General features: G+C 69.3%; 24 protein-coding genes. 13 read left to right on the top strand and 11 right to left on the bottom strand.

All coding sequences use genetic code 11. The annotated features are described in order from the left end of the window. Positions 1-110: 110 nt before the first annotated feature. Positions 111-827, bottom strand: coding sequence for an SDR family oxidoreductase (locus tag ABFX45_RS14660; RefSeq protein ID WP_346130327.1), 717 nt, complete (start codon positions 825-827; stop codon positions 111-113). A 93-nt stretch (positions 828-920) separates the two neighbouring features. Here ABFX45_RS14660 and ABFX45_RS14665 point away from each other — a divergent pair, with 93 nt between their 5' ends. Next, complete coding sequence (locus tag ABFX45_RS14665) at positions 921-1,784, top strand: LysR family transcriptional regulator (protein WP_112226012.1); 864 nt, start codon at positions 921-923, stop codon at positions 1,782-1,784. Here ABFX45_RS14665 and ilvD read toward each other — a convergent pair. The 5 genes from ilvD to ABFX45_RS14690 form a co-directional block, all read right to left on the bottom strand. Beyond that, complete coding sequence (gene ilvD / locus ABFX45_RS14670; protein WP_109635894.1) at positions 1,761-3,440, bottom strand: dihydroxy-acid dehydratase; 1,680 nt, start codon at positions 3,438-3,440, stop codon at positions 1,761-1,763. The genes ABFX45_RS14665 and ilvD overlap by 24 nt on opposite strands. A 19-nt stretch (positions 3,441-3,459) precedes the next feature. Then, positions 3,460-4,632 carry an alginate lyase family protein gene (locus tag ABFX45_RS14675; protein WP_346130329.1) on the bottom strand — a complete coding sequence of 391 codons (1,173 nt, stop codon included), beginning with the start codon at positions 4,630-4,632 and terminating at the stop codon, positions 3,460-3,462. A gap of 36 nt (positions 4,633-4,668) precedes the next feature. Next, complete coding sequence (locus tag ABFX45_RS14680; protein WP_346130331.1) at positions 4,669-5,718, bottom strand: DUF7638 domain-containing protein; 1,050 nt, start codon at positions 5,716-5,718, stop codon at positions 4,669-4,671. A gap of 98 nt (positions 5,719-5,816) precedes the next feature. Continuing rightward, the gene (locus ABFX45_RS14685; protein WP_346130333.1) at positions 5,817-7,277 is read right to left on the bottom strand and encodes a DUF1996 domain-containing protein; all 1,461 of its coding nucleotides are present in this window, start codon (positions 7,275-7,277) and stop codon (positions 5,817-5,819) included. Between the two features lie 85 nt (positions 7,278-7,362). Beyond that, positions 7,363-8,262 carry a DUF4142 domain-containing protein gene (locus tag ABFX45_RS14690; RefSeq protein WP_109635902.1) on the bottom strand — a complete coding sequence of 300 codons (900 nt, stop codon included), beginning with the start codon at positions 8,260-8,262 and terminating at the stop codon, positions 7,363-7,365. A 127-nt stretch (positions 8,263-8,389) separates the two neighbouring features. Between ABFX45_RS14690 and ABFX45_RS14695 the strand changes: the two genes are divergently transcribed. The 9 genes from ABFX45_RS14695 (at position 8,390) to ABFX45_RS14735 (ending at position 18,066) form a co-directional block, all read left to right on the top strand. Then, positions 8,390-9,148 carry an SGNH/GDSL hydrolase family protein gene (locus ABFX45_RS14695; RefSeq protein WP_346130335.1) on the top strand — a complete coding sequence of 253 codons (759 nt, stop codon included), beginning with the start codon at positions 8,390-8,392 and terminating at the stop codon, positions 9,146-9,148. Positions 9,149-9,323: 175 nt separating this feature from the next. Beyond that, positions 9,324-10,727: an ABC transporter substrate-binding protein gene (locus ABFX45_RS14700; protein WP_346130337.1), complete on the top strand. Its 1,404-nt coding sequence runs from the start codon at positions 9,324-9,326 to the stop codon at positions 10,725-10,727. Then, positions 10,724-12,541 carry an ABC transporter permease gene (locus ABFX45_RS14705; protein ID WP_346130339.1) on the top strand — a complete coding sequence of 606 codons (1,818 nt, stop codon included), beginning with the start codon at positions 10,724-10,726 and terminating at the stop codon, positions 12,539-12,541. Before ABFX45_RS14700 ends, ABFX45_RS14705 begins: the two co-directional genes overlap by 4 nt. Continuing rightward, complete coding sequence (locus ABFX45_RS14710) at positions 12,538-13,230, top strand: ABC transporter ATP-binding protein (protein WP_346130341.1); 693 nt, start codon at positions 12,538-12,540, stop codon at positions 13,228-13,230. Before ABFX45_RS14705 ends, ABFX45_RS14710 begins: the two co-directional genes overlap by 4 nt. Further along, entirely contained in the window at positions 13,227-13,880 is a 654-nt protein-coding gene (locus ABFX45_RS14715; RefSeq protein WP_346130344.1) for an ABC transporter ATP-binding protein, read from the top strand. The genes ABFX45_RS14710 and ABFX45_RS14715 overlap by 4 nt, the downstream gene beginning before the upstream one ends. Continuing rightward, positions 13,877-15,133, top strand: a complete 1,257-nt coding sequence (locus ABFX45_RS14720) for a choice-of-anchor P family protein (RefSeq protein WP_346130346.1) — start codon at positions 13,877-13,879, stop codon at positions 15,131-15,133. The genes ABFX45_RS14715 and ABFX45_RS14720 overlap by 4 nt, the downstream gene beginning before the upstream one ends. A gap of 4 nt (positions 15,134-15,137) precedes the next feature. Beyond that, a complete protein-coding gene (locus ABFX45_RS14725) occupies positions 15,138-15,446 on the top strand; it encodes a hypothetical protein (protein WP_109635920.1) in 309 nt (102 codons plus the stop codon). A gap of 123 nt (positions 15,447-15,569) precedes the next feature. Continuing rightward, positions 15,570-16,901 carry a cellulose binding domain-containing protein gene (locus ABFX45_RS14730; protein WP_346130348.1) on the top strand — a complete coding sequence of 444 codons (1,332 nt, stop codon included), beginning with the start codon at positions 15,570-15,572 and terminating at the stop codon, positions 16,899-16,901. A 136-nt stretch (positions 16,902-17,037) separates the two neighbouring features. Continuing rightward, a complete protein-coding gene (locus ABFX45_RS14735; RefSeq protein ID WP_325051043.1) occupies positions 17,038-18,066 on the top strand; it encodes an MFS transporter in 1,029 nt (342 codons plus the stop codon). On the opposite strand, the gene ABFX45_RS14740 is transcribed toward ABFX45_RS14735, so the two are convergent. Then, positions 17,985-18,686, bottom strand: a complete 702-nt coding sequence (locus ABFX45_RS14740) for an LLM class flavin-dependent oxidoreductase (protein ID WP_346130350.1) — start codon at positions 18,684-18,686, stop codon at positions 17,985-17,987. The two genes, ABFX45_RS14735 and ABFX45_RS14740, sit on opposite strands and share 82 nt — an antisense overlap. Before the next feature lie 4 nt (positions 18,687-18,690). Beyond that, entirely contained in the window at positions 18,691-19,800 is a 1,110-nt protein-coding gene (locus tag ABFX45_RS14745; RefSeq protein WP_346130352.1) for an MFS transporter, read from the bottom strand. Positions 19,801-20,124: 324 nt separating this feature from the next. Here ABFX45_RS14745 and ABFX45_RS14750 point away from each other — a divergent pair, with 324 nt between their 5' ends. Beyond that, positions 20,125-20,991: a bile acid:sodium symporter family protein gene (locus tag ABFX45_RS14750; protein WP_233439442.1), complete on the top strand. Its 867-nt coding sequence runs from the start codon at positions 20,125-20,127 to the stop codon at positions 20,989-20,991. A gap of 34 nt (positions 20,992-21,025) precedes the next feature. Continuing rightward, positions 21,026-22,468 (top strand): carboxylesterase/lipase family protein, encoded by a 1,443-nt coding sequence (locus ABFX45_RS14755; protein ID WP_346130354.1) that lies wholly within the window; start codon positions 21,026-21,028, stop codon positions 22,466-22,468. Here ABFX45_RS14755 and ABFX45_RS14760 read toward each other — a convergent pair. Then, positions 22,465-23,913, bottom strand: coding sequence for a M28 family metallopeptidase (locus tag ABFX45_RS14760; protein WP_346130356.1), 1,449 nt, complete (start codon positions 23,911-23,913; stop codon positions 22,465-22,467). The genes ABFX45_RS14755 and ABFX45_RS14760 overlap by 4 nt on opposite strands. A 169-nt stretch (positions 23,914-24,082) precedes the next feature. Here ABFX45_RS14760 and ABFX45_RS14765 point away from each other — a divergent pair, with 169 nt between their 5' ends. Next, positions 24,083-24,823: a lipopolysaccharide core heptose(II) kinase RfaY gene (locus ABFX45_RS14765; RefSeq protein ID WP_170154889.1), complete on the top strand. Its 741-nt coding sequence runs from the start codon at positions 24,083-24,085 to the stop codon at positions 24,821-24,823. Here ABFX45_RS14765 and ABFX45_RS14770 read toward each other — a convergent pair. Together ABFX45_RS14770 and ABFX45_RS14775 are read right to left on the bottom strand one after the other, a co-directional pair. Continuing rightward, positions 24,740-25,528: an ABC transporter permease gene (locus ABFX45_RS14770; protein WP_109635937.1), complete on the bottom strand. Its 789-nt coding sequence runs from the start codon at positions 25,526-25,528 to the stop codon at positions 24,740-24,742. The genes ABFX45_RS14765 and ABFX45_RS14770 overlap by 84 nt on opposite strands. Next, positions 25,525-26,463 (bottom strand): ATP-binding cassette domain-containing protein, encoded by a 939-nt coding sequence (locus ABFX45_RS14775; RefSeq protein WP_346130359.1) that lies wholly within the window; start codon positions 26,461-26,463, stop codon positions 25,525-25,527. The genes ABFX45_RS14770 and ABFX45_RS14775 overlap by 4 nt, the downstream gene beginning before the upstream one ends. Positions 26,464-26,474 lie beyond the last annotated feature (11 nt).

A 26,474-nucleotide genomic window follows, 5' to 3' on the forward strand; every position in this document is an offset into this window, starting at 1 on the left:
TGGCCGTCGGCTTGCCATCGCGAGGTACCCGCCGCCGCGGGGCGGTCGCCGGCGCCCTCCGATGAGGTGACCGTGCCCGCACGGCAATTCAGTCGAGTGAGTGACCCCGTTCACCAGGGGACGACGCCCTCGTCATCGAAGAACCCGCCGCGCGGGCCGTCGTCCGGGAGGGTGGCGAGCCGGATCGCGATCGCGGCACCCTGCTCGGGTGTCCGCAGACCGGCGAACCCGGTGAAGTCGGTCGCGACGTAGCCGGGGCAGCAGGCGTTCACGATGATGCCGGTGTCCGCGAATGCGCGCGCGTACTGAACCGTGAGGCTGTTGAGCATCGACTTCGACGGCGCATACGCGGCCATGATCGGACCGGTCCGCAGTGTCAGCGAGCCCATGTTGCTCGAGACGTTGACGATGCGGGGCGATGTCGCGCGGCGGAGCAGCGGGAGCAGCGCGTACGTCACCCGGACGACACCGAGGACGTTCGTGTCGAGGACCGTGCGGACGACGTCGAGATCGAGCGTCGCCGGGTCCTGTGCGCCGCCGTCGGTCCGGCCGCCGATGCCCGCGTTGTTGACGAGCACGTCGAGCCGTCCGGTCGTCTGTTCGATGGCGGTTGCTGCCGCGGTGACGCTGTCGTCGGAGGTGACGTCGAGGGCGACTCCGAAGGCGTCGATGCCCGTGGCGCGCAGCCGTTCGACAGCTTCCTTGCACCGGACGTCGTCGCGTGCGCCCACCGCGACCGTGAAACCGAGCGCTCCGAGGCCCTGCGCGATGGCGAAACCGATTCCCTTGTTCGCGCCGGTGACCAGCGCGATCTTCGTGTCCTTCACCTGATCAATGCTCGGCGCGGAGCACGTTCACTGTCCAAGATCGGTTCAGTACGCTCTGATACTCAGCGGGTATCAGAGCGTAGGCTGGGTCCGGTGGCCGATCTCGAGACCCGCGAGCTCAGGTATTTCGTCGCGGTCGCGGAGGAACTGCACTTCGGACGTGCCGCCGACCGGCTCGGGATCGCCCAGCCGCCGCTCTCACGCGCGATTCGCCTGCTGGAGCGCCGGCTCGGGGTCCAGCTCCTGGACCGGGACCGCAGGGGAGCGGCGCTCACCGACGCCGGCCGGGTGCTGCTGCGCGAGGCCAGAGCCGCACTGGACGCCGTCGCGGCCGCTGAGCGCCGGACGCGCCGGGCCGGTGATCCGAAGCGACCGCTGGTGCTCGTCACGAAGGCGGGGGCGTCCCACGAGCTGCTGCGGCGGCTCCTCGACGCGCTGGCGGGCGAACCCGGTGCGCCACCGGTCGAGGTGCTGCTGTGCGAGGTCGGCGAGCAGGCACACCGGCTGCGCGACGGGCAGGCCGACGTGGCGCTCATGCATCGCCCCTACGACGATCTCGCCGGGTTCGACACCGCGGACCTCCGCGTCGAGGGCCAGGTCGTGATCCTGCCGGCGGCGCATCCGCTGGCGGCCCGCGATCAGCTCACGCTGGCGGAGGTCAGCGACGTGCCGGGCCTGCCGATCGCCCGCTGGCCCCGGCTCGACGGGACGTATCCCGACGGGCCGGGGCCGGAGGTCCGCACCCAGTCGCAGCTCGCTCAGCTCGTGGCGCTGGGCAAGTGCCTGCTCGTCATCCCCGCTTCGAGCCGCGCCTGGCAGTGGCCGGAACACGTCGCGGTGCCCGTCGTCGACGCGCCCGACGTCACCACGGTGCTCGCCTGGCAGCGGAGCAGTCACTCCCCGGCGGTCGCCGCACTCGTGCGGTCGGCGGCCCTAGTCGCAGACCGCCCCGCGTGAAGCCGAGCCCACCAGCTTCGCGTACTTGGCGAGCACGCCGCGTTCGTAGCGCGGGGGCAGCGGCGCCCAGCCTTCGCGCCGGCTCTCCAGGTCGGCGTGGACGTCGAGCGTGCCCTCGGCGACGTTGAGCGTGATCTGGTCGCCGTCGCGCACGAACGCGATGGGGCCGCCGTCGACCGCCTCCGGTGCCACGTGGCCGACGCACAGACCCGTGGTGCCGCCGGAGAAGCGGCCGTCGGTGAGCAGCAGGACGTCCTTGCCGAGGCCCGCGCCCTTGATCGCCGCGGTGATGGCGAGCATCTCGCGCATGCCCGGCCCGCCCTTGGGGCCCTCGTAGCGGATCACCACGACGTCGCCCGCGGTGATCGTGCCGTCCTCGAGCGCGTCCATCGCGGCGCGTTCGCGGTCGAACACCCGCGCGGTGCCGGTGAAGACGTCCGAGTCGAAGCCGGCCGACTTGACCACGGCACCTTCCGGCGCCAGCGAGCCCTTCAGGATCGTGATGCCGCCGGTGTGGTGGATGGGCTTGTCGAGAGCTCGCAGGACGAGGCCGTCGGGGTCGGGCGGGGCGATGTCGGCGAGGTTCTCGGCGACGGTGCGGCCGGTGACGGTGAGGCAGTCGCCGTGCAGCAGACCGGCGTCCAGCAGCGCCTTCATCACCACGGGCACGCCGCCGATGCGGTCGACGTCGGTCATCACGTGCCGCCCGAACGGCTTCACGTCGGCCAGGTGCGGCACGCGCGAGCCGATGCGGCTGAAGTCGTCCAGGGTGAGCTCGACCCCGGCCTCGTGCGCGATCGCGAGCAGGTGCAGCACCGCGTTGGTGGAGCCGCCGAACGCCATCACGACGGCGATCGCGTTCTCGAACGCCTCGCGCGTCATGATCTGCCGCGCGGTGATGCCCTTGCGGAGCATTTCGACCACGGCCTGTCCGGACCTGCGCGCGAACCCGTCCCGCCGCCGGTCGGTGGCCGGGGGAGCGGCGCTGCCGGGCAGCGACATGCCCAGCGCTTCGGCCGCGCTGGCCATCGTGTTCGCCGTGTACATGCCGCCGCAGGCGCCCTCGCCGGGGCAGATCGCGCGTTCGATCAGGTCGACGTCCTCGCGGCTCATGAGCCCGCGAGCGCAGGCCCCGACCGCCTCGAAGGCGTCGATGATCGTGACTTCCTTCTCGGTGCCGTCGGTCAGCGTGACCCGGCCCGGCAGGATCGACCCGGCGTAGAGGAACACGCTCGCCAGGTCGAGCCGGGCCGCGGCCATCAGCATGCCGGGCAACGACTTGTCGCACCCGGCCAGCAGCACCGAGCCGTCGAGCCGCTCGGCCTGCATCACCGTCTCGACGCTGTCGGCGATCACCTCCCGCGAGACCAGCGAGAAGTGCATGCCCTCGTGGCCCATCGAGATGCCGTCCGACACCGAGATCGTGCCGAACTCCAGCGGGTACCCGCCCGCCGCGTGCACCCCGTCCTTCGACGCCTTGGCGAGGCGGTCCAGCGACAGGTTGCACGGCGTGATCTCGTTCCACGACGAGGCAACACCGATCTGCGGCTTCTCCCAGTCCTCGTCACCCATGCCGACGGCCCGGAGCATCCCGCGCGCGGCGGTGCGCTCCAGGCCGTCGGTGACGTCCCGGCTGCGTGGCTTCACGTCTGTCATGCGGGCACGTTAGCCCTTGTCAGGCCGGGTTCGCCGCGTGGGTGAGGGTCTCCCAGGCGATGAACAGGTTGTCGGTCCCGTGTGGACGATGTGACTCGGTGTAGAGCTGGGTGTTCGACATCGCGATGCCCAGCCGCGTGTGCAGCGCGTTGAACGACACCTCCGGGGTGGGCCCGAGCTCGCGGCTGTACGAGCCGCCGCACAGCCACGACGGCACCGGCGTGCCGTTCTGGTACTTGGTGTGCAGGCCCCACGCGTGCCGCATGCGCTCCCTGATCTCCCCCCAGATGTCCTGCCCCTGGTGCCGCGCGGTCTCGGCGAAGTGCGCGGCGGCCGCGAGCCCGTACCCGGTGTGCGCGAAGTCCCGGCAGGTCTCCTGGGTCAGCCCGTCGACGAACGTGGACTGGTTGTGCCAGTACGAGATGATCTCGGCCCTGGTGTCGATCCCGCTGCCCGGCGGCGTCTTCGGCAACGCTCCGTCGGTCGTGAGGTAGATGTAGGCCTGGATCCGGGTGCGGAAGATGCCGACGGCCTTGTCGTAGGCGGCCCTGTCCTCCAGGAACACCGCGATGCCCAGCGAGGCCTCCATCATGCTGAGTTCCCAGTTGCCGTTGGTGTTCGCGCGGCCGTTCGCGATCTCCGGCAGGTAGACGTTGCGCAGCATGGTGCCGAACCGGCCGCTGTTGGGCCAGTTCCCGTGGACGTGCTTGATGATCTCGGCGGCTTTGGGCCACGAGGAAGCCGACCACGCGGTCTGCAGCGGGGCGTTGGAGTTGGTGTGGTCCTGGATGGTGGCCGACCAGGCGTCCATGATCTCGATGGCCTTGGTCGCGTACCGGTTGTCGCGGGTGATGTACCAGGCCAGCGAGAGCGTGTACGCGGCGAGCGCGTCCTGGCGCTCGTCGGTGCAGCCGTGGTTCGGGTTCGTGTAGGGGCCGCACTCCACGATCGCTCTCGGCTTCGGGACGCGGGACAGGGAGGCGTACGAGCTCGCCATCATGCGGTCGTAGGCGAGCTTCCACGGCTGGGCGCCGGCCTGGACCTTGGCGCGGATGAAGTCGAGCTGCGGACGGGAGACCCCTACTCCGGGGTGCACGAACGTCGCCGGTGCCGCCGTGGCGGACGGGCCGGTGACCGGTACTAGCAGCGTTGCCAGCAGTGCGATCAGCACCGCGCAGGAACGGGTGACCATTCCGCCAGTGTCAGTGGTCTATACCTTTGCGGTCAATCATTCCGGAACAAGGTTCAGGCTGGTGAACAGGTCGTGGTCACGAACAGACAGTTCGGACCGGACCAGCTCCAGCAGCCGTCCGAGCCAGTTCCGGCCCTCAGTGCCGTGCTGCCCCCAGAACGCCGACGAGTCGGCGTAGACCAGCCGTGCGGTGCCGGTGGCCGTCAGCGTCTCGGCGAGCTCGGGGTGCTGGGCGAACTTGAGGCGCAGCAACTCCGCCATGACCGCCGTCCGCGCCTGCGCCGGCACGTTCGCCGCGACGGCCTCGTAGGCGTCGGCGACGCTCGGGTGGATCTGCGCGCCGACGGTGACGGGTGTGGGGAACTCGTTGCGCAGCACGAGGATTCCGGGATTCTCCGGCCATCCGCCCGGCACGGTGTGGTTGGTGTGGCTGATCACGATGCTGGTCTCGGCCGGTTCTGCAGGCGTTGGCGCCGCACGGCGCTGCCTGCGGAGACCTTCGAAGTAGCGCAGCGCCGCGGCGTGTTCCTTCTTGGAGACGAGCTTGTCCTCGTCCTGCCAGGAGTAGGGGTTGCCCGGCCCTGCCGCGAGCACCCGCAACGGCCAGTCCCTGCGGTCCATGTCGCCGAGCGCGTAGATCCGCAGGTGCTCGGGGATGGTGTGGTACGCCGCGCGCACGGCCGCCCGGCTGTCCTCGTCCTGCCGGTCGAGGAAGACGTCGACCGCCGCGAGGCAGCGCGCCGTGGAGTCCGGCCTGTCGTTGAGCCGGTCGATCTCGTCGAGGACCTCGCCGTAGAGCATGTCGGCGGTCAGCGCGGCCTGCGGTTCGGCGAACTTCCACGTGGCGACGTGGAACGCCGACGCCTCGGCGCCGTCGGGGAGCTCGGTCGCCACCCACCCCGAGGCGAGCTTGGCGGCGAACTCGTCGAGTGAGACCAGTCCCCAGCAGTCGACCAGCCCGTCGGCGTAGATGAACAGGTCGGTGAGGTAGTGCCTGTCCCCGTTGCGGACGAAGGCGTGCCGCCAGGTCCCCTCGATCCGCTCGCCGTCCACATCGCGCCAGGTCCGCCGTGATCTCGCCATCATGCGCGCCAGGTTAGCCGCGGGAATCTCTCAGCGGGACAACGAGAATCCCCCGGTGCGCGGGAGGTGCACCGGGGGACTTCGGTCAGACGGTCAGCGCGTCACTCGCGGCACTTCTTGCCGGTGTTCACGCAGTTGACCAGGCGGTTCATGATCTGCTGCGACATCACGTTCGCGAAGTCGTCGTGGTCGGAGAACGGGTTGTGTTCCTCCTCCGGGAACGCGTCGACCGCGTACCGGCCCTGCTGCTGGATCTCCCTGGGGATGTTGTAGGTCAGCGAGATACGCAGCTGGGGAACGGCCTTGAAGCCCTTCTTGCACTTGCCGTTCTGGTCCGGGAACACGATGTGGTCGCGGTGGTTGGCCGAGTCGATGTTCTTGCCGTCCCAGCAGCTCGGGAAGTCGTGGATGCGCTTGACCTTCGAGCCCTGCGGGCAGATCGGGTACTTGTTCATCAGCACCTTGTCCTCGAAGCCCGTGCAGGTCCACGAGTCCTTGGCGTTCTTGGTGCCGTTGGTCGAGACCTTGGCGTCGCCGTAGAGGACGCGGAGGAACTTCGGCATCGCGACGACCTTGCCGGTCGGGGAACCGCGGAAGGTCAGGTCGACGACCTCGGGACGCTGGATCTCGCCCTCGTTGCCCGGGAGCTCGTTGTTCGCGTTCTCCTCGGGGTTGTTCTGGTTCTTCTTGTTCTCGAGGCCCTCGGCCTGGGCTTCGTTGTTGTTCTCGGCGCCGTTGTCGAGAGCGGCGGCCTCGCCCTGCTCCTTGACCGCGCAGGCGGCGGCCGGGTTCAGGTCGGGAGCCTGCTGACCCTGGCGGCTGAACGCGAGCATCATCCGGTTCAGGATCGCGGCGCGCTTCTCCCGCGTCGGGCCGACGATGACGTTGTTGACGTCCTGGGCCTTGGTCTGCTCGAGCTTCTTCTCGGCCTCGTCGGTGACCTTCTCGATGTTCGCGAGCTCCCTGTCGATCTCCGCCTGGGCGCCGTTCGGCACGTCCTCGGGGAGCCGGGAGGCGACGTCGGGGCACTCGAGGCGGGCCGCGTCCTTGGCGGCCTTGTCCTTCTCCTGCTGCGCCTTGTCGTCCTTCTTCGGCGGCTGCTGCTCCTGGCCCTCGCCTTCCTCCGCACCGTCGTTGATGCGCACGACGGGCCAGAAGTAGGCGGACTTGTCACCGTTCTTGCAGGTGGTGCCGGCCGCCTGGAGCGACTTGTTGTTGGAGTCCGCGTTGGTGGACAGGTTGCCGACGTAGTCGTGCAGGTGCTGGGCACCGTTGCGGACACCGGGCTGCGCGATGAAGTTGTCCGGGTTGAAGTGCCCGTTCTCGTTCCGGCCGCAGTCCACGGTGAACGTACCCGTGGTGGCGTCGTTCTCCGGTTTTGGTTTCTTGACGTTCGGCTTCACCTTGGTGATGTCGACGAACTGCGATTTGTCAGCCCCGTCGGCGAGCGCGGCGCCATCAGAAGAACTGATGGCCACCACCGCGGCACCGCCAGCGACCAGGGCCATCGCCGCTGCTGCGGCCGTCAGCCAGATCGTGGATTTCCTACGGTGAAAAGCCATTTGCCACCTCGTGGTAGTCCGATAAAACGGCATGCTGAAGCTGACGGCGGTGAGCCGCTGTCTTCGGTTGAACGGGTGTGCGTTTTCAGAACGAACGAGATTTACGTCTTGTCTTCTTGGATCGGGAGATCATGCGCATCCCCACCAGCGCGAGCGCGAGCACCGCTATGGCGCCGAAGAAGACGCCGTTGTTGTCACCGAACACGCCTTGCTCGGCGGTGCGGGTGAACCTGGTGCCCTCCGGCACGGTCGGGATCACACCGTCGGTCGGGTTCGTGGAAGCGTCCGCGCTGTTGCCGTTCTCGCCCGTGGGTTCCGGTGCCCCGGCGGCAGCCGTCGGTGGTGCGAGCGGCTGCGGGGACTCCAGACCGGCGAAGTCGACACGACCGGTGTCCTCGAGCACCTTCATGTGGTCGAAGACGGTGATCATCGCCTGTGTGGACAGGATGCGGATGAGTTCGTTCTTGGTGCCCGCCCGGATCTGCGCGGCATAGGCGTAGACCTTGCCGTGCGCCGCCCGGAGCCGGTTGGCGAAGACGGCGTCGAACTCGTCGCCGTTCGCCGCGTCCATTTCGGCCAGCCAGCCCTTTTGCTCGTCGGAGGCTTCCGTGGGCAGCGTGTGCCCGAGCAGGACGCCCGCCCGGTTCACCACGTTGTCCAGCAGCGTGTGGCCCTCGATGAGGTGCTTGCAGGCTTCCAGGATCTTGGGCTGGTCCGGCCGCTTGGCCCTGCCCTTGTCGCCCGCGGGTTTCTCCCACAGCCCGGCCTGCTTGACCCGGTTCATGAAGTCCCGGTCGGCGGGTCCGAGCGGGCCCCACTGGGTCTGCACGACCTCGTCGCCCGTTCCGCCACTTCCGGGCGGCGGGGTCGAGATGGGGGTCGAGGGATTGGGGGGCTGGCCGATCGCGATCCCGGTGTTGAGCAGCACGGCCAGCGCACAGCCGGCCAGCGCGACGAGAAGTCGCGTCGGCGTTGCCAAGTTCATGGGGAGTCGCACGATCGGGACTACGGCCGAAAGCGGGAGCCCGCCTCAGTTCGAGACCCTGGCGTTATCGAAACGTTATCCAGCCCCGCGCAACCTCGGTCATGACGCGCGACCTAAAGTCCTGAGCATGAGCAAGCGTTTTGTGGCGTTGGGGGACTCGTTCACCGAAGGAGTGGGCGACGAAGACGCTGGCCGTCCGAACGGTGTGCGCGGATGGGCCGACCGCGTCGCCGACGTCCTGGGTGCCGCCGACCCGGAGTTCACCTACGCCAACCTGGCTGTGCGCGGCCGGTTGCTGCCGCAGATCCTGGGTGAGCAGCTTGAGCGCGCTCTCGCGATGAACCCGGATCTCGTCTCGCTCTACGCGGGCGGCAACGACCTCATGCGGCCGAAGGTGAACATCGACGCGTTGATGCGCCGTTACCGCGACGCGGTGGCGCGCACGGTCGAGGCCGGCGCGCGCGTCATCCTCTTCACGGGTGTCGACGGGGCCGACGACCCGGTGTTCCGCAAGATGCGTGGTCGCGTGGCCATCTACAACGAGCACGTGCGCGCGATCGCTGCAGAGCACTCGTGCGTGCTGGTCGACATGTGGGCGATGCGGCAGCTGCGTGACCGTCGTATGTGGTCTCCGGACCGGCTGCACCTGAACGAGCTGGGTCACCACGAGGTCGCCATCTCCGTGCTCGACGGTCTCGGGGTTGCGCACTCCCTGGAGCGGACGGTGCTCGGCAGGGCTCCGCTGGTCGACCGGAAGATCCGGCGGGCGGAGGACTGGAGGTGGGCGCGCGAACACGTCGTGCCGTGGGTGATGCGACGGCTGCGCGGTGAGTCGTCGGGCGACGTGATCCGCCCGCGCCGGCCAGAGCTGCTGCCGCCGTCCTAGCTAGAACGTGTTCTTTGGCCCGAGGTGGTCTAACGACGTAACTTCGGTTTGGTGACGGTGTTAGCCGCATTCCTTTGCCAATAGAACTTGTTCTAGAAATCGTGTCGGCCACATGGGTGAAATCGCTGGTGAGCGGCCTGGTCTGGATTGATGCAGTGGCCTAGCGTTCGTCCGCATGCATCGCAGGGTTGCGCTGATCGCGTTAGTGGTCTGCGCGTTGGTCGCGGGGTGCGGGAGCAGGCTCACCGACGAGCAACGCGCGGCACTCGCCGTGCCTCTGGGCGGCGGAGCGGAGACCCAGCAGGGCACCGTGCCGGGCGGCGAGTACGGCGGGGTGGCCGGCACCGACGGCACCGCGGGGCAGCCGGGTGCCAACAACCCGCAGCAGCCGAACAAGCAGCCGAACCCGCCCGGCAGCATCGCGGGAGGCTGCCAGGGCACCGGTGGCGCCACGGACAAGGGCGTCACCGCCGGCGAGATCACCATCGCCAACATCTCGGACATCAGCGGCCCTGTGCCCGGTCTCTTCCAGGCGGCGCAGCAGGGGACGAAGGCGTTCGTCGAGTACTTCAACGCCACCCAGGGCGCGATCTGCGGCCGCAAGCTCAAGCTCGTGTCGTTCGACTCCCGGACGGACAGCGGCGGCGACCAGCAGGCCACCTCCCAGGCGTGCGAGCAGGCGTTCGCGCTCGTCGGCTCGATGTCGGGGTTCGACCAGGGCGGTGGACCGGCCGCCACCGGGTGCGGCATCCCGGACCTGCGGGCCTCGACGGTCACGGTGCAGCGGCAGCGCACCCCGGTGAGCTTCGGCGTCGCGTCCAACGTGGTGAACCTGGTGTCCTCGGCGTACCCGGACCTGGTCAAGTCGAGCTTTCCGAACGCCGCGAGCGCCGCGTCGTTCCTCTACCTCAACGTCGACGCGAGCTCGCAGAACGCGCGCAGCATGCAGAAAGCCGCGGAGCAGCGCGGACTGAAGTTCGTCTACACGCAGGCGATCGACATCGCGGACGTCAACTACGCGCCGTACGTCGCCAAGCTCAAGGAGACGGGCGCGAAGATCGTGTACTGGATGGGGTCGGCGCAGTACGCGGTCCGGCTGCAGCAGGCCATGCGGCAGCAGGGGTACACGCCGGAAGCGTTCATCACGGACCCGAGCGCGTACGACGCGCAGTACGTGCGGCAGGGCGGGGCAGCGGTCGACGGCACCGTCGTCTACACGAACGGCGCGATGTTCGAGGAGAACAACGCCCAGGTAGCGCTGTACAAGCAGTGGCTGGGGCGGGTGGCGCCCGGTGCGGCACCCTCGTACTTCGGGATGTTCGCGTGGGCGGCCGCGCGGTTGTTCGTCCAGCTCGCCGCGAAGATCGGACCGCAGCTGACGCGCAAGGCGATGCTGGAGCAGGTCCGCGGGGTGCACGACTTCACCGCCGAGGGGATGGTCGCGCCGCAGGACGTCGGAGGTAAGCGGACGTCGGCGTGCATGTCCCTGATCAAGCTGAAGGGCGGGACGTGGACCCGGCTGGCGCCCGCGTCCGGGTACTCGTGCGGCCCGTTGATCGACACCGGGGTGGGTGGATGACCGCCCTCCTGGCCTACACCGTCTTCGGCCTCGTCACCGGCGGGGCCTACGCCGTCGTCGCCGGCGGTCTCGTGCTGACCTACAGCACCTCCAAGGTGTTCAACGTCGGTCACGGCGCGATCGGCATGGTCATGGCGTTCCTCTACTGGGAGCTCGCCGAGAACCGCGGCCTGCCGCAGTGGCTCGCCCTGCTGATCGTCGTCGGCGGCTGCGCGCCGCTGTTCGGGCTGGTGATCGAACGGTTCGTGATGCGCAGGCTCGCGGGCGCGCCGGTCGGCATCACGCTCGTCGCCGGCGTCGGCGTGCTGGTCGGGCTGATCGGTGCGGCCCACGTGATCTGGCCTCCGCAGGCCCGGCCCGTGCGGCCGTTCCTCGACCAGTACGGCATCCACATCGGACAGTCGTTCGTCAGCGGCCACGACCTCGTCACGCTGGCCTGCGCGGTGCTGGTCGCGGGCGGGCTCTACCTGCTGCTGAACCGGACGCGGACCGGGCTCGCGATGCGGGCGTGCGTCGACGCCCCGGAGCTGGCCGCGTTGTACGGGACGCGTCCCCACCGGCTGTCCGCGCTGAGCTGGGCCATCGGGTCGGCGCTGGCGGCGCTGGGCGGCATCCTGCTCACCCCGGTCGTGCAGCTCGACTACGTGACGATGACGCTGCTCGTGATCACCGCCTACACCGCCGCGCTGGTCGGGCGGTTGCGCAGTCTGCCGTGGACGTTCGTGGGTGCCCTCGGCCTCGGCCTGGTGCAGTCCTACGCGGTGGCGTACCTGCCGTCTTCGCCGTTCTGGATCGCGTTCCGGGCGGCGATTCCGGCACTGCTGCTGTTCGTCGTGCTGCTCGCGATGCCCCAGTCACCGCTGCGCATCGGTGGCGTGCGGGGATCGCGCGGGGTGGCGGTGCCGGGCGGGCTCGCCACCGGGGTCGGGATGGCGTTGTTCATGGGGGTCGTGGTCGCGCTGGCGTTGCTCGTGGACGGCGTGGTGGCCGGGCAGCTCGCGCTGGGGCTGGTGTTCGGGATCGTGCTGCTGTCGATGGTCCTGCTCACCGGGTACGGCGGGGTGGTGTCGCTGGGGCAGTTCACGTTCGTCGGCGTGGGCGCGGTGACGGTGGCGTGGCTGGAGAGCTCCTCGCCGCTGGCGTTGGTGGTCGGCGCGGTGGTCGCCGCCGCGATCGGTGCGCTGATCGCGTTGACGGCGTTGCGGGTGAGCGGGCTGTACCTGGCGTTGGCCACGCTGGGGTTCGCGCAGCTGATGGACAAGCTCGTGCTGCAGTCGCCGATCGCGTTCGGGGTGCGGGGCAGCCTGCAGGTGCCGCGTCTCTTCGAGTCCGCCACGGCGCAGCTGCTCCTGGCCGCCGGGGTGTTCGCGCTGGTCGGGGCCGGTGTGCTGGCGGTGCGGCGCGGCCGGCTGGGGCGGCGCATGATCGCGGTGAAGGACAGTTCGGCCGCGTGCGCGACGCTCGGCATGAACGTGCGCTGGATCCGGGTCTGGGTGTTCTCGCTGTCGGCGGCGATCGCCGGGCTCGCGGGAGGCTTGTTCGCGCAGCTGCGGGAAACCGTGGCGGCGAGCGACTTCCAGCTGTTCAACAACCTGCCGCTGCTGCTGTTCGCGGTGATCGCCGGTGTGACGTCGGTGTCCGGCGCGGCGCTGGGCGGGATGCTGCTGATGCTGCTTCCGGTGCTGCAGAGCGGGTTTCCCGCGTTCGCCGGGGTCGCGGTCGTGCTGCTCGGAGTGGCGGCGGCCGGGCTCTCGCGTGATCCCAACGGTCTGGTCAGCTGGTTCTTCCGGGCTTGGTCCTGGCGGCGCGCATGAGCAGGCTGAGGGTGGAGGGCGTGACGGTCCGCTTCGGCGAGGTGACCGCGGTCAACGACGTGACGCTGTCGGCCGATCCCGGCGTCACCGGGCTGATCGGCCCCAACGGCGCCGGCAAGACGACGTTGTTCGACGTGATCAGCGGGCTGCGCAAGCCGTCGTCCGGCCGGGTGCTGCTCGACGACGCGGACATCACCTCGAAGGGGCCGCACCAGCGGTCCAGACTGGGAGTGGCGCGGACGTTCCAGCGGCTCGAGGTCTTCGGGTCGCTGACCGTCTGGGAGAACGTGGTGGTGGCACTGGAAAGCCGCCGCCGCCCGGCCAAGCTGGCCGCGGAGCTGCTGGCACGGGTCGGGATCGCCGAGTTCGCCGACGCCCAGGCCGACACCGTGCCGACCGGTGCCGCGCGGCTGCTGGAACTCGCTCGCGCGCTGGCGACCGATCCCCACCTGCTGCTGCTCGACGAACCGTCGTCCGGGCTGGACCGCGCCGAGACCGACGCGTTCGGTGAGCTGCTGCGCGAGCTGAGCGCGGAAGGACGCGCCGTCGTGCTGGTCGAGCACGACATGGACCTCGTGATGGGCTACTGCGACCACGTGCACGTGCTGAACCTCGGGCAGCTCCTGACGTCCGGCACCCCCTCCGAGATCCGCTCGCACGAAGGCGTCCGGGAGGCGTACATCGGATGATCGACCTGATGGACGTCCACGCCGGGTACGGCAGGATCGAGGTGCTGCGCGAGGTCACGCTCAACGTGCCGCGCGGCACGGTCACGGCGCTGCTCGGCCCGAACGGAGCGGGCAAGTCGACACTGGTCAAAGTCCTCAGTGGACAGCTGCGCGCCTCCAGCGGGCACGTCCACCTGGGCGGGGTGCACGTCAACGACGCCGCTCCCGACGAGCTGGCGCGCGCGGGCCTGTGCACGATCCCGGAGGGCCGCGCGATCTTCCCGAACCTCACGGTCGCGGAGAACCTGCGCCTGATGCGCGGCGATCCCGCCGTGGTCTACGAACGGTTCCCGAAGCTCAAGGCGCGGCAGAAGCAGCTCGCGGGCTCGATGTCCGGTGGCGAGCAGCAGATGCTCGCATTCTCCCGCGCGTTGATCACCGACCCGGCCGTGCTCGTGATCGACGAGCTGTCGATGGGACTCGCGCCGGTGATCGTCGCCGAGCTGTACGAGGTCGTCAAGGAGCTGGCCTCGTCCGGCGTCACGATGCTGATCGTGGAGCAGTTCGCGGAGACCGCGTCGGCCGTGGCAGACCAGGTCGTGGTGATGGCGCACGGCGAGATCAGCGCCGACAGCGACCTGGCCACCGTCTACTTCGGAGGGACATCGTGAGGTACGCGCTGGTACTGCTGCTTCTGCTGCTGTCCCCGGCCCCTGCGCAGGCCGCCGACATCGGCGGGTTCACGCTCTCCGCCCGCGCCGCACCCGTCTCGGTGCTGCTGCACACCGATCTGATCCCGGTGCCCGCGGAACCGCAGGGCGAGGTGCACCTGTCGTACACGCAGACCGAGCTGGGTTCGGGCCCGATCGGCCGGTCACTGGCGAGCTCGCTGTGGCCGGGCGCGGCGGTCGGTACCGGACTGCCGCAGCTGCTGGGTTTCGCGTACCCGGTGCAGGCCAACGCGTCGCATCCCGGTGGTCCCGCGGACGAGTCGAAGTCGGGCATGCGCGCCACCGCGGGTGCCGCGAAGACCGAGTCGTCGGCGGGTGCGAAGCAGGAGGTGCCGTTCCTGCTCACCGCGGACGGTCTCGCGTCGAGCAGCGTTAGTTCGGTGTCGGGTTCCGAGGCGCGGTCCACCGCCGTGTCGTCCGCGCAAACGCTCTCGCTGCTCGCCGGCCTGGTCGTGCTGTCGGGCGTGCGCTTCGAGTCGGTCGCGGTCAGCGACGGCAGCAAGGGGAGCGGCACGAGCACGTTCTCGGTCGCCGAGTTCACGGTGCTCGGCCAGAAGTTCCCGGTCAAGGCACCGGACGCGCCGCCGGACGGTCTGCTGAAGGCGTTGGAACCACTGGGTATCACGCTGACGTGGCCGACGTCCGCGACGAAGCTCGAAGGCACCGCCGCGACGTCCAAGAGCACCGGTCTGACGCTGACGGTCGACGTGCTGGCGTTGCGCAACAAGCTGGGCCTCGGCGGAATCCTGGACGGCGTGCTGGCGCCGTTGCTGCCCAAGGAGCTCGTGCCGCTGCTGAACCCGTTGCGCAAGATGGTCGTGATAGTCGGCGACACCGAGGCGGCCGCGAACGCTTCCGCCGCCGCGCCGCTCACACCGCCTGATGCGCCTGCGCCGCAAGCACCTCTCGTGCCGCCGCCACCGGCCGCCGATGGTGCTTCGCCCCCGCTGCCCGGTTCACCGCCGGTTGCCGGGGTGACGCCGCCCAAGGCCGTGACACCGGTGGCGACCGCGCGCGCGAAACCCCGGTCGCTGCTCGACTTTCCCGGTGTGCCGGCACTTCTGGTCCTCGCCGGGCTCGGTGTCGCCGCGGCGGGCGCGTTCGGCATGAAGTCGTTCGGCACGTTCCTGCTGGGCGGCGCTCCCTGTCCCTCCGGACACCCGACCGGTGTCCCAGACCTGCGCAACGGGTGAAGCGATGACCATGCAGGATCGGCGCCGCGCACGGATGCAGAGCGGGCTCGGGTTCGTCGGCACCATGCTGATGACGGCGGGGATCGCGGCGATCCTCTTCGCCTGGTGGGGTGTCGCGCACACGGGTTACGTGTGGGAGCAGATCCCGTACGTGGTCTCCGGCGGGATCCTCGGCGTCGGGCTGATCGGGGTCGGCGGATTTCTGTACTTCGGATCCTGGCTGGTCAAGCTGCTCGAAGAGCAACGGCAGACCACGTACGCGTTGCTGCAGCTGCTGGAGGAGCGCGACGCGGAGCGGGTGGATCAGTTGTAGCGCCATAGGGGAGCGCTCCCACAAAACCGCAGGCCGATGCGTCTTGTTCACACCCTTGAACCGGTGGTCCAGACCAGTTAGCGTGCTCGCCATCACGTTCCCCCTGCACGTGAATGGAGCACCATGAAGAGGTTCCGCTGGCAGTTCCTGACCATCGGTCTGGCGATATCGGCCGTGGTCGGAGGCGTTCTCGCCGCTCCCGCGAGCGGCGCGACGGGCGTGACGGCGGCGTTCACCAAGACGTCGGACTGGGGCGGCGGCTACGAGGCCAAGTACACGATCTCCAACGGCGGCCCGTCCGCGCTCACGTCGTGGACCGTCGAGTTCACGCTCCCGAGCGGACAGTCGATCGGGTCTCTCTGGGACGGCAGCCGCACTGCCAGCGGGCAGCACATCACGGTCCGCAACACGTGGAACGGCAACGTGCCCGTCGGCGGCACGGCGAGCTTCGGCTTCACCGTGAGCGGTTCCGGTGGCAGCCCGACCGGCTGCAAGATCAACGGGGCAGCGTGCGACGGCACCGGGCAGCCGCCGGCGACCACGACCACCACGACGACGACCACGTCGAACCCGCCGGTGCCCGGCACCGGCCGCGGTGCGCCCTACCTGTACCTGGGCTGGGGCAACCCGCAGAGCGCCACGCAGGTCATGAGCTCGACCGGCGTCAAGTGGTTCACGCTCGCGTTCGTCCTGTCCGGCGGCGGGTGCACGCCGTCGTGGGACAGCCAGCGTCCGCTCACCGGTGGCGTCGACCAGCAGACGATCAACGCCATCCGCGCGGCCGGCGGTGACATCGTGCCGTCGTTCGGCGGCTGGAGCGGCAACAAGCTCGGCCCGAACTGCTCGACGCCGGAGGCCCTGGCCGCCGCGTACCAGCAGGTGATCAACGCCTACGGGTTGAAGGCCATCGACATCGACATCGAGAACTCCGACGAGTTCGAGAACACGACCGTCCAGGACCGGATCATCACCGCGCTGCGGATCGTCAAGCAGAACAACCCGGGCATCCAGACGATCGTCACGTTCGGCACCGGCACCACCGGGCCGAACTTCTACGGCGCGCGGCTGATCGACCAGGCCAAGGCGCTCAACGCGAACATCGACGTGTTCACGATCATGCCGTTCGACTTCGGCAGCTCCAACATCCGCACCGACACCATCGGCGCGGCCACGGGGCTGAAGAACAAGCTCAAGTCGACCTTCGGCTGGAGTGACGCCGAGGCGTTCAGGCACGTCGGCATCTCCGGCATGAACGGGCTGTCCGACCAGCGCGAGCTGACCACCGTGGACGACTGGACCGCGATCCGCGACTGGTCGAAGGCCAACGGCCTCGGGCGTCTCGCGTTCTGGTCGGTGAACCGCGACCGCGGTGGCTGCGACGGCCAGGTGGCCGCGCACTGCTCCGGCATCCAGCAGTCCGACCTCGCGTTCACCCGCATCACCGCCGGTTTCTGAGCGACTACGAGCCGTCAGCGCCATTTAATCGGTGGCGCTGACGGCTTAACCTTGTGCCATGCGACGACGACATTGATCTTCAACTGATCTGTCCCGAACCGCGACAGCGTTCGCGTGGTGTTCGCACCTCGTCCCGATCTACGCGCTGTACGCGTTGCTCTTCGCCGACAGCGGGCTGTCGGACGCCTCCATCTCCGTGCTGCTCGCGATCTGGTCGTTCACCGCGGTCGTGTTCGAGGTGCCGTCCGGTGCCATCGCCGACCGGTTCTCGCGACGGAGCTCGCTCGTCGCCGCCGGTGTGCTGCAAGCCGTCGCCCACGCGGCGTGGGTGCTGTTCCCGTCGTTCTGGGGTTTCGCCGTCGGTTTCGTGCTGTGGGGACTCGGCGGAACGCTGACCTCAGGAGCGTTCGAGGCCCTGCTGTACGACGGGCTGGCGGCCAACGGCGACGAGGAGCAGTACGGCCGGCTCAACGCGCGGGTCGACACCATCGAGCTGATCTCGCAGGTTCCCGTCGCGGTCATGGCCACCGCGTTGTTCTCGTACGGCGGCTACGAGCTGGCCGGCTGGGTTTCCGTCGTGATGTGCCTGCTTTCGTCGGTGATCGCGCTGCGGTTCCCGGAGCCTCCGCGTGAGTCAGAGGAGCACGAGAGCTACTTCGCGACGTTGCGCGCCGGTCTGCGGGCGTCCGTGCCCATCAAGCGAGCCGTGATCGCGGTGGCCCTGGTGTACGCGATCGACGCGTTCGAGGAGTACTTCACGCTGCTGGCGCAGGACTGGCAGGTGCCGACGGTGTGGGTGCCGCTCGCGACGATCGGGGTGCCGTTGCTGGGCGCGGCCGGTGCGTCGCTCGGCGGGCGGCTGCCGTTCCGCGGCTGGGTGCTGTTCGCCTCGGGCGTGGCGCTGATCGCGGCCGCCGTGCTCGCCGTGCCGATGGCGATCGTCCTGCTGGGACTGTTCTACGGGCTGTACCGGTTCGTGCTGGTGCAGATCGAGACCGAGTTGCAGCACCGGATCGAGTCCGACGCCCGTGCCACGGTCACCTCCGTCGCCGCCATCGGATCGGAGTTCGTGGCGTTCGCGGTCTACGGGCTGTGGGTGCTCGGGTCCGCGGTGGCGGTCGGTGTGCTGATCCTGGTGGTGGCCCTGGTGATCTGGCGGAGGTGATCGGGGCTCTTCGCGTGGATCAGCAGCCGGTCGGGTTTGATGTCCAGCGCTTCGCCGAGGTCGTCGTCGTTGGCCAGCACGCCGAGTTTCGGGTTTCCGGCCCTTTCGCGGTACCTGGCGACGTGCTCGGTCTGACCGGCGAACACGAAAAGCCCGTCGTCGTGTTCCGCCGCAATGTCGGCGATCTCGGGGGAGCGGGTGCAGGCGTGCCAGATGTACGGCCTGTCGCGCCACAACTCGCGCAGCACGCCGTAGTTCTCGATCGTCAGCGGGAGGCTGTACTCGATCTCCTTGCCGAACCAGCCGAACACCTTCGCCGTGTTGCCGCGTCCCAGCACGAGGTCGGTTCTGCCCGGCGCGAGGTGGTGCAGGGTCGCGTAGTCGGCGGCGATTCTCGCGGGGTCGTTCGTGGTGATGAGCGTCGTGGCGGTGGAGAGCAGGATGGTGCTGGTCTTCGCCGCGATGTACGCCAGCAGCGTGGTGGGGGACGACGAGTTGTAGGGCGGGTTGTGGTGCTCGCCGACCGCGAAGACGTCGAAGCCCGCTTCCTCGGCCGCGACCGCCAGCGCGACTATCTCGGCGGGTTCCAGGTCGCCCGCGGTGAAGACGCCGATCTGCACTCGTTCAGTGTGCTCGGTGCAGCTTCAGCGTCCACAGACAGCCGGCCGCGGCCAGCGCGCCACCGGTGGCGAGCGCCGCCGGGATGCTCGCGTTCGCGACGAGACCGAGCAGGATCGGGCCGCCGCCGAGCCCGATGTCGATGAACGCGCTGGCGGTCCCGGAGGCGGCGCCCCGCTGGTGCGGTTCGGCGGTGGCGAAGACGGCGGCGAAGAACGCCGGGGTGCTGAACGTGACGCCGAGACCCAGCACGACGCTGCCCGCGATGAGCGTGTGCGGGGTGGCGGTGAGGACCAGTCCGGCCGCGATGACGGCCAGGGCGATAGCGCCGAGTCTCAGCGGCGGCAGGCGGTCCGGGATCTTGGCGAACGCCGCCCTGGACACGACGACCGTGGCGCCGTAGAGGAAGAGCGGGAGGCTGGTGTTCTCCAGCCCCTCCTCCTGGGCGCGCAGTGCCGCGAACGCCAGGAAACCGCCGGCCGCAGCGAGCGAGGTGCAGAGCGCGATGCTCGGCGCGATGGCGGGGCGGTGGATCAGCTTGGTGTTCGTGGTGGTGGGTGTACCGGTTTCGCCGATGAACGCCGAGGCCGCGGTGGCCGCCAGGCAGAGGACTGCCGCTGTCATCCAGGCCGTGGGGAACGACCGTTGCGTGAGGACCTCGCCCAGTGGCGGGCCCGCGGCCAGGCCCAGGTAGAGGCCCAGCGAGTTGAGGCTCAACGCCTCGCCGAGGCGGTCCGGCGGGGCGATGTCGACCAGGGCGGCGAACGCGGCCACGAAGAAGGCGGCTTCGGCCACGCCCAGCAGGAGCCGCAGGGCGATGATCGTCGGGAGGTCGGTGGCCAGCGCGGTGAGGGCGAGGCTGGTGGCGGCCAGCGCGGTGCCGCCCAGCAGGAGCGGTCTGCGGCCGATGCGGTCGGTCAGGCGGCCGGCGAACGGGCGGAGCAGGAGGGCAGAGATGGCGAAGGCGCCGAACGCGAGGCCTGCGGCGGCGTTGGTGCTGTGCAGCGGGCCGGTGACGTAGAGGGGCAGGGCGTACACCGCGATGCCCATCGCGGTGAAGTAGCCCAGGTCGGCGGCGGTGAGGAGGGCGAAGCGCGGGGTCAGGAGGCGCGCCATCGGAACAGGGTGCGCCCGGTTCGGGGATTCCGCTCGGCAGCGCCGGTCCGCACGCGTGGGTGAGGTGCGGAGGCGTGGCTCGGTGGTTGTGTGGTGGTGTGAGCCGGCGGCGGTGCGGTGGGTGGCTCGGCTGTCCACGACCTGGCTGCCGCACGACCCGGCTGCCGTGCCGCCGCACAACCCACCAGTCGAATACCCTCGGCCCGCGAGGAGTACGAACACCTCGACGGCGGCGAACGGTTGCCTCCACCTGGCCGATTCCACCGGCGGGGGAGTAACGCCAGGATCTTCCGATCAGATCAAAGTCCACAAGCCGGACATTTCGTGGAGGCCGCCGTGGTCGTCGCCCAGATCTTCCTTCCGCTGGCATTGGCCCTGGTCATGTTCGGGCTCGGTCTGACGCTCACCGTCGCCGACTTCGCCAGGGTCGCGAAGTACCCGAAGGCCGCGGTGATCGCGCTGGTCTGCCAGGTCGTCGTGCTGCCGGCGATCTGCCTCGGCCTCGTGCTCGCGTTCGGGCTGAAGGGGGTGCTGGCGGTCGGCATGATGCTGCTGGTCGCCTCGCCTGGCGGGACGTCGGCGAACCTCTTCAGTCACCTCGCGGGCGGGGACGTGGCGCTCAACATCACGCTCACGGCGATCAACTCGGTGCTCGCGGTGTTCACGCTGCCGGTCGTGGTGGGGCTGTCGATGGCGCACTTCATGGGTGACGAGGGTGCGGTCGGGCTGCAGCCGGCGAAGTTCGTGCAGGTGTTCGCGATCGTGCTGGTGCCGGTGGCGATCGGCATGTGGGTGCGCCGGCGGTTCGAGGCGTGGGCGCTCAAGATGGAGCGGGCCGTGCGGATCGCGTCGGTCGTGGTGCTGGTGCTGGTGATCCTGGCGGCGATCGCGTCGGCGTTCCAGCAGCTGGTCGACAACATCGGGACGCTGGGGCCGGTGGCGTTGCTGTTGTCGATCCTCAGCCTGCTCATCGGGTACTACGTGCCGCGGGCGTTCCGGGTCAACGAGAAGGAGGCCATCGCGTCGGCGATGGAGATCGGCATCCACAACGCCACGATCGCGATCACGTTGGCGCTGACGGTGCTCAACGACGAGACGATGGCGATTCCGCCCGCGGTCTACGGTGTGCTGATGTACCTGCCGGCGGCTGTGGCGGCGCGTTTGTTGTCCCGGAAGAAGCTGGCTGTCTAAAGCGGTTGCGCATGCAGTTAGGTTGATCAGCGACATGCGTTCAACCACAACCCTTTTGACAGCGGCCGTCTTCGTTGCCGCAAGCGCCGTTCCCGCCCATGCCGCGGGAACCACCGTCCGCACCGACACCGGATTCGTGTCGGGAACCATCACCAACGCCCAGCGCACCTTCCAGGGCGTCCCGTTCGCCGCGCCGCCCACCGGTGAGAACCGCTGGCGCGATCCGCAGCCCGCGAAGCCCTGGCAGGGCGTCCGCCAAGCCACGCGGCCAGGGCCGCGTTGCGCGCAGGACGAAGGGCTCGGCAGCCCGGCCAGCGACGCCGAGGACTGCCTGTACCTCAACGTCACCACACCGCCCAACGCCGTGAACCGGCCGGTCATGGTCTGGATCCACGGCGGCAGCTTCACCAGCGGGGCCGGGTCCGACTACGGCGTGGACCAGTTGGTGCGCAACGGTTCTGTCGTCGTCACCATCAACTACCGGCTCGGCGCGTTCGGGTACTTCGGGTTCCCGGGCCTGGCGGGATCCGGTGCGTTCGGGCTGAAGGACCAGCAGAAGGCCCTCGAGTGGGTCCAGCGCAACATCAGGCAGTTCGGCGGCAACCCGCGCAACGTCACGCTCTTCGGGGCGTCGGCGGGCGGGCTGTCGACGTGCGCGCAGCTGACATCGCCCAGGACGCGCGGCCTGTTCCACCGGGCGATCATCCAGAGTGGACCGTGCCAGCTGGGGATTCCGGCGGGGGAGAACCAGGTCCACCACACGTGGGCCGCACGCGCGGACGTCGAACAGGCCGGCGCGAAGGCATCGCACGGCTGCACGGACATCGCGTGTCTGCGGCAGCTGAGCGTCCAGCAGGTCAAGGCGCTGACACCGTTGTTCTCCGCGCCCGCGTACGACACGGAAGCGTTGCCGGACAACCCGATCACGGCGCTACGACAAGGTCGCTTCCACCGGATCCCCGTCCTCACCGGCACCACGCGCGATGAGCTGACGGTGTTCGTGGCGATGTACTACCCGCGGCTCGACGCCGGCGGGTACGAACTAGCCCTCGTCGAAGGCTTCGGGGCGGCCAAGGCGAAGCGGATCGTGGAGCACTACCCGCCGAAGGGCGGCGACGAGCGGGTGCAGCTCTCGAAGGCGCTCACCGCGATGACGTCGGCGTGCACGACCGACGAGCTCAGGAGCCAGACCAACGCGTTCGGTTATGAGTTCGCGGAGCCGGAGCCGCCGATGATCTTCCCCGGCATGCCGGAGTTCCCGTACGGCGCCTACCACGGCTCGGAGCTGCCGTTCCTGCTGAGGTACGGCGGCGCAACGCTCGACGCCGGGCAGCGGAAGCTGTCCGACGAGATGGTCAGGGCGTGGACGCGGTTCGCGAGGACCGGACATCCCGGCTGGTCACGCCAGGACGTCCGGCTGTTCGCGACCGAGCAGGTCGCACCGGCGGACCACCGGTGCGACCTCTGGTCCTCCTAGGACAGCACGCCTCGCGGCGCGCGTCCGTGCGACTTGCCGGGCGCGCGCACGCCGTTCACCGTCGACGTGTCGAACGCGAACGTGATCACCGCGACCGCGATGGCGTCGGAGTTCGTGTCGAGGGCGAACAGGTTCAGGTTCGACCTGTCGTCGCACGGCTGGTGGTAGCACGGGTCGTAGGCGATGCCCGCGGTACCGCCGTAGCGGGCCTGCTGCTCGGGCGTCTTCACGCCTTCCGCGCCGGTGAACAGGCCGCCGGCGGGGATGTCGACGGCGATGAACGGGCCGTAGTCCGAACGCCCGGAGAACTCCGTGTCCTCGGACGGCAGGCCGCGGTCGGCGTAGAACTTCTCGAACACGTCCTCGATCTCCGCCGAACCCGGCGGAATCGGGACCGGCGCGGTGCCGCTCGAGTCGTCACCGTCGTAGATGCCGAAGAAGTGGTTCGGCGAGCCGACCATGTCGAAGTTCAGGTACAGCGCGATCTTGTCCTGCTCCTCCTGCGACAGCGTGGCGATGTAGTGCTCGGACCCGAGCAGGCCCAGCTCCTCGGCACCCCACCACGCGAAGCGGACCTTGGCGTTGGTCTTGACCTTCGACATCTGGATCGCGGTCTCCAGCAACGCGCCCGAACCGCTGCCGTTGTCGTTGATGCCGGGTCCGTTCTGGACGCTGTCGAGGTGCGCGCCCGCCATCACGACGTTGTTCGCGTCGCCGTGCCGCGACTCCGCGAACACGTTCCACGCGGTGCGCGTGTCCGTGTTGACGTCGACCTTCACGCGGACCGTGGCGAACGGCATCGAGGCGAGCTGCTCGCCGACGGCGAACGTCGCCGACACGACCGGAATCGTCAGGCCCGTCGCGTCACCGGTCGGGAAGACGAGCCCGGTGCGGCCGGGCTGTCCCTCGTTGAACAGCACGACCGCCGACGCCCCCGCAGCCTGGGCGTTGAGCGCCTTGACGGTGAAGTTGCAGCTGCCGCGCTGGATCAGCGCGATGCTGCCGGCCGCGAACCCGGCGAAGTCGGCCGCCTCGCAGCCGCTCGAGCTCGTGTTGGCCGCCGGGCCGGGAGGCAGGACCAGGTCGACCGCCTGGAGAGGCCCGGTGACGTCCCCTTCCGCCCTGGGTACGAAGCCGGTGTAGGTGAAGTCGAGGTCCTGGCGGTACGAGATCGGGGTCGGCGCCAGTACGTCGAGCACCGAGTTGTCCTCGAGGTATTCGAACTGGAACTCCTGCACCGTCGGTGTGTAGCCGGCGGCGTTGAGCCGGTTGACCACGTAGTTCACCGACGCCTGGTATCCAGGACGTCCGGCCGCACGGTCGCCGTGGGTGTCGGCGATCGCCTGGAACGCGTCGAGGTGCCGGAGCACGTTGTTCAGCGTGACGGCCTTGGCAATCTTGGCCGGTGAGTTGTTGTTGGGATCAGCGAGTGCTTGGCTGGTCACGGCGAGTGGCAGTACCAGGGCCACTGTCGAGAGGAGCGCGAGACATCTGCGCCGAGTTCGTTGAACCATCGGTCTGCCTCCATGCGTACATCGCCGCCGAATGCATCCCCTGAGGTTTCTCGTCGTCCGATGTGTCCTGTGTTACACCTTTGCTACTGGAGGTGGGTGTTTGTTCCGGTTGCTGGAGACCGCCATCCGCATCGAACCCCTGAAAGGAGACGGTCTCACCAACGTCCTGCACCTCGTGACGCTGGCCGACGGGCGCAAGGCCGTGCTGCGGCAACCGAAGATCGCGCGCGACCTGCCGAAGTTCGTGGTGCCCGGCGCGCCGGAGGTCCTCGCGCACAACGGTCGCGGCGACGTGCTCGTCGAGTACGTCGAGGGCGTGACGCTGGCGGACGCGCTGCCGGTGTCCGACGAGGTCTGGCGGAGCATCGGCGAGGCGTTCCGGAAGGTCCACCGGGCCGGCCTGCTGCACAACGACGTGAACCTCTACAACATCATCGTCAGCGAGCACCGGGCCACGCTGATCGACTGGGACAACCCGGGTCAGGGCAACCCGCTCGACGAGCTCGCGGCGTTCGAGGAACACCTCTACCTGCACGGAACCGTGCTGCCACAGGCCTTCTGGGCCGGCTACGGCCACACCCCGGACCTGAACCTGTTGCGCGTGCACCGGATCGCGGGCTGCATCGGATGGCTCGCGAGCGAGGACTGGCGCGAGTGGGAGGACGACCGGTCGCTGCGGCCGGAACTGCTGGAGAGGGTCCGGAACTGGCGGAAGCTGCTCGCGCAGTGGCTGGCCGACCAGCTCCGGACCGACCTCCTAACGGCTGAGGTTGCGGTACTTCAGCACGGAAAGCGGCCAGAAGATCGCCACGAACAGCGCGGGCCACAGCACGGCCAGTAGCAGCGAGTGCTGGGCCGCCCACGAGTCGCCGCCGACACCGGGGTTGCCGAACAGCTCCCGCGCCGCCGCCACCGTCGACGACAGCGGGTTCCACTCGGCCACCACGCGCAGCCAGCCCGGCATGAGCTCCGGCGAGACGAACGTGTTCGCGAACATCGTCAGCGGGAACAGGAACATCCACGACGCCTGCGCGGCCTCGGGCTTGACCAGCAGACCGAGGTAGATGCCGATCCACACCAGCGCGAACCGCAGCCACAGGAACAGCGCGAACGCCAGCAGCGCGTTGAACAGCCCGTCGTGGAACGACCAGCCGATCACCAGGCCGCACAACGCCAGCACCAGCAGCTCCAGCGAGGAGTTGACCAGGTCGGCGATGCTGCGCCCGGCCACCACGCCGGTCTGCGACATCGGCGAGGCGCGGAACCGGTCGGTCACGCCGCGATCGGCGTCCATCGACACCATCATCAGCGTGGTGCCGACGCCGAACGCGATGGTCTGGCCGAACATGCCCGGCAGCAGGAACTCGATGTAGTCACCGCCGCCGAAGACGTTCATCGCGCTGCCGAACACCAGCCCGAAGATCAGCACCGAGATGATCGGGTAGGCCAGGTTCGCGAACACCCTGACCGGTTCGCGCAGCCAGTGGATCAGGTCGCGCTTGGCGACCACCCACGAGTCCACCACGGCAAACCTGACCGCGCTCACGCCCGCTCCTCTGCTTTGTGTCCGGTGATGGCAAGGAAAACCTCGTCCAGGGTTGGTCGCCGCAGTGCGATGTCCTCCGCTTCCACACCCTTGGCCGCCAGTGCCGACGTGATCCGCGTCAGCGCCGCCACCCGGTCGGCCACCGCCGCGCTGACCCGGAACCCGTCGGGATCGACTTCGGCGTCCGGCCCGAGCACGTCCCGGACGACCGGCAGCTCCTCGGAAGTCCGCACGACGACCTCGATCCGGTCACCGCCGAGCTTGGACTTGAGCTGGTCCAGAGTTCCCTGCGCGACCACCCGGCCGGTGTCGAGCACGACGATCTGGTCCGCCAGCTGGTCGGCCTCGTCCAGGTACTGGGTGGTGAGCAGCACCGTCGTCCCCTCGGCGACGACCCGCTTCACCTCCCGCCACACCTCGCCGCGGTTGCGCGGGTCGAGGCCGGTCGTCGGTTCGTCGAGGAACAGCACCGACGGCCGCATGATGAAGCTCGACGCCAGGTCGAGGCGACGCCGCATGCCGCCCGAGTAGTGCTTGGCCCGCTTGTCCGCCGCGTCGGTGAGGCCGAACTGCTCCAGCAGCTCGTCCGCACGCGACTCCGCCTGGCGCCGCGAGAGGTGGTAGAGCCGCCCCCACATCACCAGGTTCTCCTTGCCGGTCAGCACGTCGTCGACCGTCGACTGCTGACCGTTCAACGCCACCTGCCTGCGCACCTGCGGCGCCTCCCGCGCCACGTCGAAGCCCGCCACCTCCGCGCGGCCGCCGTCCAGGCGCAGCAACGTGGCCAGGATGCGCACCGCGGTCGTCTTGCCCGCGCCGTTCGGGCCGAGGAGCCCGCACACCGTTCCGGCCGGTACGGCCAGGTCGAACCCGTCCAGCGCCGCCTTCTTGTCGTATCTCTTCCGCAGGCCTTCCGCGAGCACCGCGTGTCCCACGACTTCACCCC

Origin of the sequence: Lentzea roselyniae (assembly GCF_039537795.1) — a bacterium.
Taxonomy (GTDB): domain Bacteria; phylum Actinomycetota; class Actinomycetes; order Mycobacteriales; family Pseudonocardiaceae; genus Lentzea; species Lentzea atacamensis.